Source organism: Paraburkholderia sp. GAS199 (assembly GCF_050436585.1).
GTDB lineage: Bacteria > Pseudomonadota > Gammaproteobacteria > Burkholderiales > Burkholderiaceae > Paraburkholderia.
This window is the reverse complement of the sequence record NZ_JBNDMM010000003.1, coordinates 724,150-737,223: the sequence shown is the minus strand read 5'-3', so window position 1 is coordinate 737,223 and position 13,074 is coordinate 724,150. Positions and strand designations below refer to the sequence as shown.

10 protein-coding genes are annotated in these 13,074 nt (G+C 54.1%); 3 read left to right on the top strand and 7 right to left on the bottom strand.

Features of this window, described 5'->3' with window-relative positions; genetic code table 11:
* Positions 1-1,295: 1,295 nt before the first annotated feature.
* Both P3T18_RS14945 and P3T18_RS14940 read left to right on the top strand, forming a co-directional pair.
* A complete protein-coding gene (locus tag P3T18_RS14945) occupies positions 1,296-1,445 on the top strand; it encodes a hypothetical protein (RefSeq protein ID WP_429300689.1) in 150 nt (49 codons plus the stop codon).
* A gap of 546 nt (positions 1,446-1,991) precedes the next feature.
* Positions 1,992-2,438, top strand: a complete 447-nt coding sequence (locus P3T18_RS14940; RefSeq protein ID WP_429300688.1) for a DUF3331 domain-containing protein — start codon at positions 1,992-1,994, stop codon at positions 2,436-2,438.
* 232 nt (positions 2,439-2,670) lie between these two features.
* On the opposite strand, the gene tnpC is transcribed toward P3T18_RS14940, so the two are convergent.
* The 5 genes from tnpC to P3T18_RS14915 all read right to left on the bottom strand — a co-directional run bounded on the left by tnpC (position 2,671) and on the right by P3T18_RS14915 (position 6,964).
* Positions 2,671-4,263, bottom strand: a complete 1,593-nt coding sequence (tnpC, locus tag P3T18_RS14935) for an IS66 family transposase (protein WP_429300687.1) — start codon at positions 4,261-4,263, stop codon at positions 2,671-2,673.
* Positions 4,264-4,292: 29 nt separating this feature from the next.
* A complete protein-coding gene (gene tnpB, locus P3T18_RS14930) occupies positions 4,293-4,640 on the bottom strand; it encodes an IS66 family insertion sequence element accessory protein TnpB (RefSeq protein ID WP_429300686.1) in 348 nt (115 codons plus the stop codon).
* Positions 4,637-5,065 carry an IS66-like element accessory protein TnpA gene (gene tnpA / locus P3T18_RS14925; protein WP_429300685.1) on the bottom strand — a complete coding sequence of 143 codons (429 nt, stop codon included), beginning with the start codon at positions 5,063-5,065 and terminating at the stop codon, positions 4,637-4,639. The genes tnpB and tnpA overlap by 4 nt, the downstream gene beginning before the upstream one ends.
* A gap of 826 nt (positions 5,066-5,891) precedes the next feature.
* Positions 5,892-6,185 (bottom strand): YciI family protein, encoded by a 294-nt coding sequence (locus tag P3T18_RS14920; protein ID WP_429300684.1) that lies wholly within the window; start codon positions 6,183-6,185, stop codon positions 5,892-5,894.
* Between the two features lie 194 nt (positions 6,186-6,379).
* Positions 6,380-6,964 (bottom strand): hypothetical protein, encoded by a 585-nt coding sequence (locus P3T18_RS14915; protein ID WP_429300683.1) that lies wholly within the window; start codon positions 6,962-6,964, stop codon positions 6,380-6,382.
* A gap of 1,629 nt (positions 6,965-8,593) precedes the next feature.
* On the opposite strand from P3T18_RS14915, the gene P3T18_RS14910 reads away from it, so the two are divergent.
* Complete coding sequence (locus tag P3T18_RS14910) at positions 8,594-9,385, top strand: helix-turn-helix domain-containing protein (RefSeq protein ID WP_429300682.1); 792 nt, start codon at positions 8,594-8,596, stop codon at positions 9,383-9,385.
* A gap of 44 nt (positions 9,386-9,429) precedes the next feature.
* Here the strand turns inward: P3T18_RS14910 and P3T18_RS14905 are convergent, their stop codons facing one another.
* Together P3T18_RS14905 and dld are read right to left on the bottom strand one after the other, a co-directional pair.
* Positions 9,430-10,818, bottom strand: a complete 1,389-nt coding sequence (locus P3T18_RS14905) for an aldehyde dehydrogenase family protein (RefSeq protein WP_429300681.1) — start codon at positions 10,816-10,818, stop codon at positions 9,430-9,432.
* Between the two features lie 283 nt (positions 10,819-11,101).
* Positions 11,102-12,808: a D-lactate dehydrogenase gene (gene dld, locus P3T18_RS14900; protein WP_429301104.1), complete on the bottom strand. Its 1,707-nt coding sequence runs from the start codon at positions 12,806-12,808 to the stop codon at positions 11,102-11,104.
* Positions 12,809-13,074 lie beyond the last annotated feature (266 nt).

The window sequence follows — 13,074 nt, the reverse complement described above, 5'->3', positions numbered from 1 at the left end:
CTCCATCTTTTTCTTCAGGCGTGCGATTAGCATCGTTAAGACGGCGCTGGCGTCCGTCTTTGAGCCGGCCACAACCCCATAAGCACAATCAAGCCGGCAATTCTGATCGACGTCTCAGACTGAAGAACGCCGACGAAAGAGCATATCTTCGGCATGCGCTCCCCTGCCCCCATGGTCCTTGGCAGATCCTCTCGGCGCTGCTATTTATCTTGGTGCTTCCCTATACTCAGAAGGTGTTCACGCTCGGCCGAAGACAACGATTCAAGCCATTGATCCTCGGTCCCAGGCTCTGGCAAGATTCGGCCATATTCCACCATTTGCGCCGGAGGAAGATCTGAAATATACGCCCATATGAAGCGTCGTTCCGTAGATGCTGCCTCACCCACAGCCGTCACAATTGAATTGAGAAGCTTTTGCTTTTGCTCAATGGTCCTGCCGCCTCGAATGTAACCGTGGATGAAGACGTGATCGGTACTCAGTGGGCGCCCACCGATGAAGCAGCCGCCATCAGGCATCTCATTAAAATAACCTGAGCGAAAAAGCTTGGAGCGCCGGTAGCATCACCATGAGATTCTGTAATGCGTGAAGCAATTTCCTGCTTTACGTAAGCAGTGAGCCTTCCCGATACAGTAGAAACAACATAAGTCGGCATAGAGAATCACCCCTATAAAGTTGTCATCAAATGCGCAGGTACCCGAATGTGGCAAATCCAACCTCTACAACCATTCAGTAACCAGCACCCCTTTTCGAATCAGATGTAGCCGTAACCGATTGGAGCATACAATAAACATCAGTTGTAGATGCATCTTATTTGAAAAGACCAATGGCGCCGACCCGGCTTTGCCAGCAAAGAAAGCTGATGGTACAAATCGTCAGCCCAGCATGACGAACAGTCCTAGCGATTTTTCTCCCAATCGGCACAATTAGCCCCTCAACTCCTAAGCAAACTCATCTGCCATTAGCATGTCAATAGCCTTTTGTTGACAGCGTCAACAGGTTTGGATATCAGCCACCATATCTATCTTGACAAGGAATGCCTTTGAAAACACTATGAATAGTGTCTTCAACTCCGACTGTCGGCCTAATTATCGCATTGATAAACCAGCGTTCCATTTATCTTCCCCCGTCACCATGGCTCTAAAGCCGATATACCAAAAATCATGGCTAAATATTGCATAACCGCCGCAAACCACAATAACCCGAACAATCACGTCGCGTCTTCTTTCAAAGTCTGGCTACTCAACGCTACATCGAATAGCTGGTCTCCAATGGGTGCGAAATCCGCGACACAGGTCGTGGAACTGCTTCAAGGCGGCAATACCGTTCTCACGGCCAAGCTCAGCGCCGACGGCAAGACAATTACACTCGGCGAACCGGTAGAAGTCGAGCTGCGAATCTCCAAAAATTCGACTAACTACGACATCAGCAAGATGCCAACCTTCTGATATTCCAAAGATTCGACGGGCAGTTTTTTGCATGCCGCCGTTAGTCTTGGTTGTAGGTTAACAACCGACGCACATCGCCGCCCCCGGGCAGGCGATGTAAAAAGCAAATACCCTTCAACCCGCGCCAGTAGTTGATTTGCTGTTTTTCAGCGCGGCCACAAACAATGACACAAGACGAGACGAGAGACGGCTGTCTGCATGCTCTCATGCCTTACCGATTCAACGCTTTGAGCAACTCTGCGGACGCTTCCAAGAGCACCGCCGCCAGCGCTCGCTCGAGCGCCAATGCTGGCACCTCGGCGTTGCCCACGATTTGATTCGAACTGGATGCGCGTTCCCTTGACCGGATACTACATTTTCGACAACGGTCCATTCTCGAACTGCTCAATTACTTCGGCGCCAGATTTTCGTAGCATTAGAACTGCCCTGATAAGAACATGTGCAGGCAGGATCGCAGCCGCGACAGGCTTACTCCGATCACGACATCCGAAGACATCTTCTAGCCGGAGCGGATGACAGACTGCAAAGTCTTGAATCCGAATACTCATGGATTCACAGATTGATCCTTGGAAGCAAACGCTGGTTTCCCTCGCTGCTGTCACCGACAGAGGCGCGAATTTCCGAGACGTGGCCTCGGCGGCGAAGCCACGCAAATCGGGTAGACGTAAAATAACGCCTCGTTCGCGGTCTTGCGCAGAATCGATCCGGATCCTTGAATGGCAAGACGAAGAAACGATTGTGGTTTGCTGGTGCGACTCAACTTTGGGACACTATGGTGAGCAGATATGGCAGCTGAGAGCCGCGCGTGGCAGCGGGCTATGCTCGCTGTCCGGGTGCCCAATTAAACGGGGAGACCCAGTATTCCGCCCCCGCTGCCGTGGGCTCCATCATCTCGCGTATCTTGAATTGGAGATTTTGGCCAGCAAGCTGGACTGCCCTCTTCCCGCAATTGCGACAGGATCAGGCGGCGCTGGGTCTACGATTTCGGGCTAACATTCCCAAAGCAGGACGTGAACTCGCCCTTCTGGTTGTACCTAAACGGTGCAACTGCGACTGGCAAAAGCTCTCGTCTATCGAAAACGCAAATACCGAAATTCTACCGATGCCAATCGGGGACACTGCGGTCAGCGCCCAAAGAAGATCGTTTCGTTCATAAATCTCGCATCTTGTAGTCACTTGATCGTAAGCGTGGCAGCAGCAACGTCTTGACTGGAGAGCGTGATTGTCAGGCTGGGCGGCGGAGCTGATCGGCGACGGCCCACGGTGTGAGTTCGTCGATGCGGTTAATCGCGTGGTCGGCGATGCGCGTGAGCACGTAGCGTAGATAGGCCTCAGGATCGATGCCGTTGAGTTTTGCGGTGCCAACGAGGCTGTAGATGGCAGCGGCGCGCTCACCCCCGGAATCGGCACCGGCAAACAGGTAATTGCGTCGACCGATGGCCACCCCGCGTAGCGCGCGCTCGACTGGCAGATTGTCAATCTCGAGCTGGCCATCATCGCAATAGCGTGTGAGCGCTTCCCACCGGTTCATCGCATAGAGGATCGCCTGGCTCGTATCCGATTTGCGCGAGAGCGTTTCCAGTGTCATGGTGAGCCATGCATGGAAGCGATCGAGTAGCGGCCGCGCGTGTTCCTGGCGATACGCCTGGCGCTCATCGGGTGGTTTGCCCCGGATCGTTTCCTCAATCCTGTATAGCGCGCCGATACGCTCGAGCGCTTCGGTGTTCAACGCATTGGGGCGCGCTACGTGCAACTCATAGAACTGTCGTCGGGCATGCGCCCAGCAAGCTGCCTCTGTAACTCGCCCGGTTTCGTAGATAGCCTGGTATCCACCGTACGCGTCGGCTTGCAGCGTGCCGTTGAATGCCTCGAGATGCTGTTGCGGATGGATGCCCTTTCGATCCGGCGTGTAGGCAAACCAGACCGCCGGCGGCGTCACGTCGGCCGATGCACGATCATCGCGCAAGTACACCCACAAGCGACCGGTCTTCGTCTTGCCATTGCCCGGTGCAAGCACGGGAACCGGTGTGTCGTCCGCGTGCAGTTTCGTCGCCGACATCACGTGACGATGTAGTGTTTCAACGAGCGGCTGCAGCAGCGTCGCCGCATGACCGACCCACTTCGCAAGCAGCGAGCGGTCAAGCTCGACGCCTTCTCTCGCGTAGATGACCGACTGCCGGTAAAGCGGCAAGTGGTCTGCAAACTTCGAGACCAGCACGTGTGCCAGCAGTCCTGGGCCGGCGAGACCACGCTCGATGGGACGGCTCGGTGCAGGTGCCTGAGAGATGTGGTCGCAACACACGCAGGCAAACTTCGGGCGCACATGACGGATGACACGGAAGCTTGCTGGTACGTACTCAAGTTGCTCGGCGACGTCTTCGCCCAGCGACTTCATCAGGCCACCACACTGCGTGCACTTCCCGGCGGATTCGGGCAAGTGTGTCTGGATCTCGCGCGGCAGATGTTCGGGCAGTGGCTTGCGCGGTGCCTGTTCCACGGCCGTGCGCGGCTTCTTCGGGATTTCGACCGGTGCCGCGCCTTCGTCAGTCTCGAGCTCTTCGAGACGCAGTTCGAGTTGCTCGATCTGGCGGTCCAGCTTCTCCGACTTGCGGCCGAACTGCATACGGCGCAGCTTGGCAATGAGCAGCTTCAGGTGTTCGACTTCCGCTGCGCGCGAGGCCAGCGCAGCTTGTTGCGAGTCGACCGTTTCCTGCAGTTTGAGCACTTGCGCGTCGCGCTCGCGCAGCGCCGCCTCTTGGCTGAGCAGCATGGCCTTCAGCGTTTCGACATCGTCGGGAAGTGGGTTCGCGCGCGTCATGCAGGCAGTTTACGCGCCGGCAACGACGTTTACAACGCTGAAGTCGGGCGCGCCGTTCTCGTCGGATGCCGCCAGTCGATGCCTTCCGGCAGCATCGATAGTTGCGCCGGGCTCAGGCAGATAACACCACCGTCGGCTTGAGGCCATACGAAGCGCCCCTTCTCGAGTCGCTTCATCAGCAGGCACATCCCATCGCCGCTCCACCACAGCACCTTGAGCAGGTCGCCGCGTTTGCCGCGAAACACGAAGACGTGCCCGCAGAACGGATCCCGTTCAAGCACGGTCTGCACCTTGGCGGCGAGGCTGTTGAATCCGGCACGCATGTCGGTCACGCCGGCAGCCAGCCAGACACGCGTGCCGACAGGAAGACCAATCACGTTTCAGCCTCCGCAGCAGCACGCAACGTACGTAGCACAACACGCAGCGTGGCCGCGTCGGGCGTGCCCTCGATACGCACGCGTGCGATGCCTACGCTTACCTCAATCACACCCGCGACGACCGGCTGGGTCTTGCTCTGCGACTGAGCCGGCAATACAGCCGCGTTCTCAATTGTGCGCTCCTCGTGCACCACTTCTACGGGCAGCAGTGTCGGCGGCTCATACTGCCCGACTTGATAGGCTCGGCGCCATTTGAACAAAAGATTCGTATTGAGCCCGTGTTCCAAAGCCAGTCGTGCGACCGAGACACCCGGTTCACATGCCAGCTTCGCGAGTTCACGCCGAAACTCGATGGGGTGGTTGGGGGTACCTTTACGCGTCCGTCTCGCTGCTGTTGCTATCTCAGGTGACAAAGTAGTCTCCACCACTCGTTTGGTGGGGCCTACTGTGTCCACTTTGGCAACATTGGTCTAGACGGTGCTGGGGCAACGCTTACACTTGATCCGACGAGCTTGCGAAAGCACGGCTACATATGGGCAGGCTCCCTAAAAGAAGTCCGAGGACTGTCACCGCATTTTGCGTATGAGTTTGCATGTATCGCAAGAAAGCGGGAGAAGAAAGGGGCAACGTGGAACATTTGGCGGAAATGCCGTTCCTTGAGACAGAGAGGATTCCAGCCAGACATCGATCCAATTTGCCAATTAACTGTCAATCGGCCTACCGTGCCGAATTCGCCCTGCACCGGGATGGGAACCCGCTTATGTTGTTTTTACTACCAACGGAGTCAGACAAACTTTGACAAATCCGATCAGGGATCGGCGACCATGGATGAACGCAAGCGAATAAGCACGATTGCTTATCTACGCCCCAGCATATCTGAGTACGGTACTACCGCAACAGATCTTGTGGGATTTACGAGAGCACAGCTGAGCTGCGAAACGCGCGTTATCGAAGCGCAGTGGAAGATCCGTGGAACGGTCTACACAAAAATGACACAACGATTGAACCGCGCTTTCATCGCCAGATAGTCTCTTAGACATTATGAACTTCCGTTGCAACGGATGAGCGGCGAACCAATCCCAATTGTTTGAACTGGGAAAATAACCCCTCCGCCCGAAATCCTCTGGCACGCTTTGACTTTAGTCGGATCATCGCCATTGCCGAGGATAGCTGATAATCGAGACAACTCGTTCATGCGTCAAGGTCTCGTCGCAAAACCGTTGATCAATAACTTGCCTCATTACCCGTTGATTAGTCAACCGAATTCAGTAGATCAACGTTTGCTGCTACGATTTTCCACGGCTTCATATCAAAGCTCGCAAATGCGCCACCAATGTCATAAGGGTCGGCTTTAAGGATGGCAAGCGCCGCATCATATGTATCGGCCTCGTAGATGAAAAGAGCGCCACTTCCATCCTCGAACGGACCGGCTGCCACGAGAGATCCAGCGGCACCGAGAAGCGCCATGTATTCGCGATGTGTGGGGCGAAGAGATGCCACCTTAGCAGCATCGTCGACATACTTTATGTAGGTGACGAACTTCATTTGCTTTGCACTCCCGAGTTGTTCGTACAAGAAACAAAACGTTTGAAAAAAATAACTTCAAACCTCCAGCATTGTTGCACGATTCAGCAGGCTGATTTAGAGCAAGCACGGCAATTGATTTATGCGTCAGGCGGTGATTACAGCGGACGAAACAACGTACAGACTGACGTCGAATTCTGGATTTCGCAGAATCGTCACTGGAGTGAGGAGCGCACCGAGGGAAACGGCGACTCTCGATCGCTTTCAATGAATCGGGACAGGCGACGCTTGGCCTCCATCACTCGCCAAACTGTCGCCTCAGCCAGTTGACGATCGTGCAATAACAAAATTCCGGCCAAAACGGCAGACGCCTCATCGGGCACGTACCAAAGTCCGTCCCGACGCCCGCTTATTCCCGCGTCTTCCAGCATTCGTTCAGCGCGCCTGTACAAGTCGACCGGCACATCACCAAACCCCGCAACTTGAAGATAAAAGGTTAGATAAACAACCTTCATCAATTCGTTAAGAAGGTGAGCATTTCCCTGTCCCTTCTCACACGCGGCGAGCGCAAGATGGTTTGCAAGAGAGATATTGAGGACGTATCTGTCAGCCATGGGTAGCAGCATTTCTTTGCTCGGATGCCGCTCGGTAGGCGAGAGCTTGCCCGAAACTTGACGAATTTTGAATGACATGGTGATCGAGTAAAAATTTTTTAATATCGCAGAGGCGACAGCAAGGATCGCAAGTATTGATGCCGAAATTCTATATGTGGATAACACGAACGGCGTACGTTGCTTCACGGACCGTTTTTTGGCTACCTTTCTTCGAGGTGAGAAATTTGACGAATCTCAGTGTCGACTGCTCTTTAAAGCACCTCGGGAGCGAAGGATGTAGCGACCGGAGCAAAAAGGGGGAAGTCACTGCTTTCCGGCGGTAACTATCAAAGACTCGAATGGGCACGAATAGGTGGCGACCGACTTCATAACGACCGACAGTCGTCGCACTTGGTGGATGCCGGATCAGAAACAAATACGTGTACATGCGCCTACTTTATCAAACCTGAAAACGGCTGTGGGAGAGACGTGGGTCTTCTGACCGAGATTTTGTTCGCGCGTACGCTTCAAGCCTCGTAGACGCAGCGGGAATTTTGAGGCGCAGGGGTGCTTGTTACAGAGGGACATCGCGGAATCCGTAAGTAAAACAGACGAACTGCGCTAAATGCCAACGCTACTAAATTCCGCGCATCGATACGGGAACAACACGCTAGCCGGCTACCGGGACGAGCAATCGATCATGCTTGACGTGACTAATTCTTCGAGCATCGCGTATGGCTCACCGAGCGATATTAGATCAATCGTCAAAAAGGTTGGGAAATCCGACGATGTCAGCCTTCGAATCCAATTTCCGGAATGAGCAGTCGCAGCATCTTATGATGATTGTTATTGGTCTACCGTTCGTGGCTTGTGCCTTGGCGTCGATTTTATTGGCGGCCGCCGTGATGCAGTGACCAACTTCTCGTACGTCACGAGTCGGACGAAATTGCGTGGCTTTGACTCAAAGACGCCTCGCTGACAATGGCGCAAAATCTTACCAAATGCTTTCGAGAAAAGTTGAAGGTATAGAAGACGCTCTAGTGGCAGTGCGTTTGGGATGCATGCACACAAACCGCGCTGCAGGTGCTACACGGCAAAAAAAGATTGAGAGGATATGGCTCGGTTCGTTCCGCATGGCACCAAAGCCGACGTCGAAGAACCTCGGACGAGGACTTCGACGAGTAAAAACTTAGAGAAGAGTGCTTTCCCGACTTATCTCATTCACGCGCTACCTTCTCCAAGATTGTAACTTCGCGATCTAGGTAGACGATTCGGGTCAGGTCGACTTTTTGGCCGCCACGTTTCGGGAATCTTGCCTCTGCAATGTCCCTCGCTGCAGTCGTCGTGCCCGAATTGTTGCAGTGACCGCAGAATCGTACAAATTTCTGTCTTTTTATCCAATACAAAGCGTAAGACGGACGACTAAAATGCGCTGACAAAAGAGTCCAATTTGCTATCGGCTATCTCGCCAAACGAGCGCAAGACACGAAGTCGATGAGCGTTGGCTACGAACAGAGAAATGAGAAGATTTTGCAAGTTGATCTTACGGATGGGCAGCCGACCAGCGCTCTACTACGTGGATTTGGTGACGTGATTTGAGTGGCCATAGCGGCCACGTGGCCAAATCTGGCGCTTGCGGGCCGTGCCGGCGAATTTGAACCAGCAAACTACAATTTCATTATCGTAAGAGAAGGCAAATTGATGTCGACGACGTTGGAACGAAACTGTAGTGGTGAAGCTAACGAGCGTGTTCTACATCGCAGGGAGCTTGTCAGCCCGACGTTATCTGTACTCCGGTTATCGTATGACGGACCCCGCTTCGGCCGGACACCGATCTTGCCTCGCGACGACGCCTATTTTATGAGCGTCAAATTGAAGCACATGTCTTCAGCACGGTTATGGTTCGGCGACAGAGTTGCGGCTGAGCTTAAGACTCCACTGCATGTGCATGCGGTATGCATTGCCCACTTAAGTGATGATCCGCATGCAGAGATGGTTGACCCATTCGACATCATCCGATTTTCGGTACCGCAGAGCACATTAAATCAGTTTATCGATGATATGGGGGCGAAACCAATTGAAGGCCTGCAATTTCCAGTACCTGGAACGGTTGATCCGATCTTTGGCCACCTTGCATCGTGTCTTTTGCCGGCACTGGAAAATCCGGCGCACTCGTCTCCCCTGTTCGTAGAGACAATAACACGGGCTGTTAGTGCGCACGTGCTCAACAAATATGGCAACGTGCGTTTTGCTGAAAGCCGGGCTATACGCGGCGGTTTAGCGCATTGGCAGGAAAGACGCGTGAGGGAGATGATTGACACACACCTCGATGGCTCTGTGACGATTGCCATGCTTGCGGCCGAATGTGGAATGTCGTCGGGACACTTCAGCCATGCGTTCAAGAGACAGGTCGGACAATCCCCCTATCAATACCTTATATCGCAACGTCTGCTGCGGGCAAAGACATTGATGCTGACAACGCAACTGCCTTTAGTCGAAATTGCAGTGGCTTGCGGGTTTTCGACCCAGACCCACTTCAACAAACGTTTTCTTGCGGCGAACGGGATATCTCCGGGGGTCTGGCGTCGGCTTAATGCAACACGCAAAAACGTTGGCAATCGCGACTAGCAGGCGCGCCCGTTGGAGCACACGGTCGCGATCGATTTTGCCATTTAGTGTCTGCCAATCCAGACGCTCTGGATGTTCGTAAACTCTAGCAGGCCAAAACTCGACAATTCTCGCCCATATCCACTCTTTTTGACGCCACCGACGCTCAAACGCGGATCGGTCGCAACATAGCCGTTGACAAATACACTGCCAGCTTCGAGTTGCTCCGCGATCCGGTCTGCGAGGTCCAAATCCCTAGTCCAGATAGTGCCTGAAAGACCGAACTCGCTGGTATTGGCCAGTTCGACGGAATGCTCGACGTCCCGCGCGACGGTGATGGAGGCAACGGGGCCAAACAGTTCTTCCGCGAATGAGGTCATACCCGGCTGCACGCCGGCGAGAATAGTCGGCTCGTAGAAGTTACCAGGACCGTCCATCTTCCGTCCACCCAGCAAAAGGTGAGCACCTTCATCAAGGGTGTTTTGAACCTGCCTGTCCAGTTCATCCCGCAAATCGTAGCGAGCCATGGGACCGACATAGTTGCGCTCGTCCATCGGGTCGCCGACTGTCAAGGTCTTCACTGCAGCGACGAATCTTCGCTCAAATTCTTCGGCTATAGCTTGCTCGACGATAATTCGTTTGGCAGCGATGCAAACTTGGCCTGTGTTCTGAAATCGACCGACAACTGCTGCTTTCACCGCCTCGTCAAGATCTGCATCGGCCAGGACAATGTACGGATCCGCGCCCCCAAGTTCAAGCACGCACTTCTTCAGAGCTGCACCAGCTTGCGATGCAATCGCCGCTCCTGCTTTGGCACTAGCGGTGACTGCAATGGCTGCTACTCTTGGGTCGATGATTGCCCGCGAAACGTCCTCGGGTTTGATATTAACCACTTCGAATACCCCGGCTGGCAGTTCAGTCGCCGCGAAGGCATCAAGCAGCATATAGGCACTCCCCACAACGTTTGGAGCAGGTTTTAGCACATACGAATTGCCAACCAAAAGGATCCCTACAGCACCTCTCAATACCTGCCATGCAGGAAAATTCCACGGCATTACCGCCAAGACCGGCCCTAGGGGTCGGAATTCATGCCTAGCTTGCCCATTATCGACGTGGACAGGTTTTGGCTTTAGGAATCCGGGACCATGCTCGCTGTACCAGTCACAAAGAAAAGCACACTTCTCGACTTCTTCCCGTGCCTGCGCTATTGGTTTTCCCATTTCGCGAGTGATCACCGTAGCGATCGACTCAATTCGGTCCCGAAGAACCGTCGCCAATTCCTTGAGAACCTTTGCTCGTTGTGCTAGCGGCAACTCCCGCCATTTCTTGAAGCCTGCGAAGCTCCTGGAGAGTGCCTGATCAAGGTCGAAGTTGCTCTGAAAGTCAAATTCTGCGGCTACCTCGCCGGTGGCGGGATTCCGGGACACGGCGCGGTCGGATGGAGCGTTTGACATGCTGCTCTCCCTAGTTGGATCTGAACATGCATCAAAGAAAGGCGCCGCACTGGCGATCTTACAGAGAGTCAATCCGCAACAGTTTCTAACGCCAATCGGCACGCACGATTTTGGCGTTCCACTTACTGTCCGACCCAACGCCCCCGAAGTGGTGCCCTGGCGGAACAAGCAGAAACACAACTACGGTGCTTCGAGCATGACCCGCTGTCGGAGCGGCATGCTAGCAGGGCGGCCGCGCAAGCAAAAAACCAGACAATCCAGCAATCATCGGACATTGACAAGTTCACGTTAGCTCATGACCGGCTTCGCGGTAGCGGGCAAATTTTGAATCACCCCCAAGCCCCGGGTTGAAACAATTGCATGGATCCAGTTCCCGATAAAACGATGCAAGGTCTGGCTTAGCGCGATACAGATGACCGACGTTGTGTTCGGCGGGATATTCAGCACCGCGCTCATCGAGGAGGTCCCACATGGCGCGTTCAACGGCAACGCAGTCATTGCCCTTCTTCACGATGTAGTCTTGATGAAAAACATGGCACAAAAAGTGGCCGTAATACATCTTGATAGATATCTTCTTATCGATTGCACAAGGCAAAGTCTCGACCCAGTCGCGATCGTTCCGCCGTAATGCGATGTCCAGTGCAACGATATCCTCGACGTCCTTGCCATGCACGGCACGATATCGGACGGCGGCACCAGCAGCAGCGAAGCGATGCAGAAAGGCCTTGCGTCCTTCCTCCTCCGTACACTCAAAGAAGTCCCCAGTTGCTGACGCGAAGAAATCAGTCAGGAACGTGCGCGTCTCTTTGAGGCTCGAAGCTGACACCTTGAGAATCAAATGATGCTCGTACTTATTCCGGTATTCCTTGATTCGCTTTGGCAGATGGCTTGGAAAGAGCTGGCTGGCAGCCTGCATTACGCGGTCGGTGAAATGCGACGGAAAAATACCGAGCCGGTTGAAGAAGGAATCGAATCGGGTTTTCAGGGCGAAAAGACCTGGAATTCTTGCAGTACCCAGCCAGTCGATCGCGAGGAACATGTCTTTCCCGTACTTCTCCGAGACATCGAATGCATCGCGATGAAGGTACTCGCCGGAGATGGGAACGTCAGTAAACTTCCGCAACGAGTGGCACCGGATGTCCGTCAGTTCGTCGGATTTATTCGTTCCTACGTAGAATACCTTGGCGCCCTTTTCAACCGGGAAAGTGTCGAGCCGAAGCGCGAACAGCATGATCTTGCCAGCAGAACCCGAGGCTTCGTAGAGCCGCTGCGGATCAGCGTTGAAGCGTGCCGGTGTGCCGGCGTCGGTATCCCGAACATGCTGCTTATAGTCCCGATCCGAGGCGGCGCCGGTATCGTGATCTATGTCCGCGTCAGTGAACGCCCTGTTTTCGAGACGTCCGAGAATTTCTTCGGGTGTATGTCCGAGTTCAATGCCGAGATGGTTGACGAGTGTCAGATGTCCAGAATCATCCACCCGGGCAAAGATAGCCAGTTGCGTGTATGCGGGCCCACGCTGAACGAGCGCGCCTCCCGAATTGTTGCACACCCCTCCGAACACAGAGGCACCGATACAGCTTGCGCCAATCACAGAGTGCGGTTCGCGACCCAGTGGTTTCAAGGTCTGTTCGAGTTGATCAAGCGTCGAACCTGGAAGACAAACGACCTGTTGACCTCTGTTGATCACAAACAGCTTTTTCATCCGCGACATACTTACGATAACGACGTCGCGGTCGTAGTTATCGCCATCCGGACTTGATCCACCAGTGAGACCCGTGTTCGACGCCTGTGCGATCACAATGACCTTTGCGTCAATGCACGCCTGAAGCACATTCCATTGCTCGACAACACTCCCAGGGCGCACGACCGCCAGGGCCTTACCCGCGCCAAACCGGAACCCCGTGCGGTAACGGCGCGTTGCACTTTCACGCGTAAGGACGTATCTCCGGCCAACTATATCTCGCAGAGCTTCGAGTAATGATGTCTTCATTGTGACTGGAGCGGCCGATAAAGTTGCAGGGGCGGCGGACAATCGAACCTCCATTCGGTCAAGCTATCTGATTATGACTGACACACTTGACTCGCACTGCTTCAGGGCGAGGCACAGTCGAGTTTGCACCAGTCCCATAAAAATACATGCATATACACGTTTGTCAATACACCCAATAAACAAATGTCTCTTACAGCGACGATATGTATTGATGTCGATACCCTGGATTCGCAGGCCCAGTAAGGCTTCGCTCGGTATGGACACGC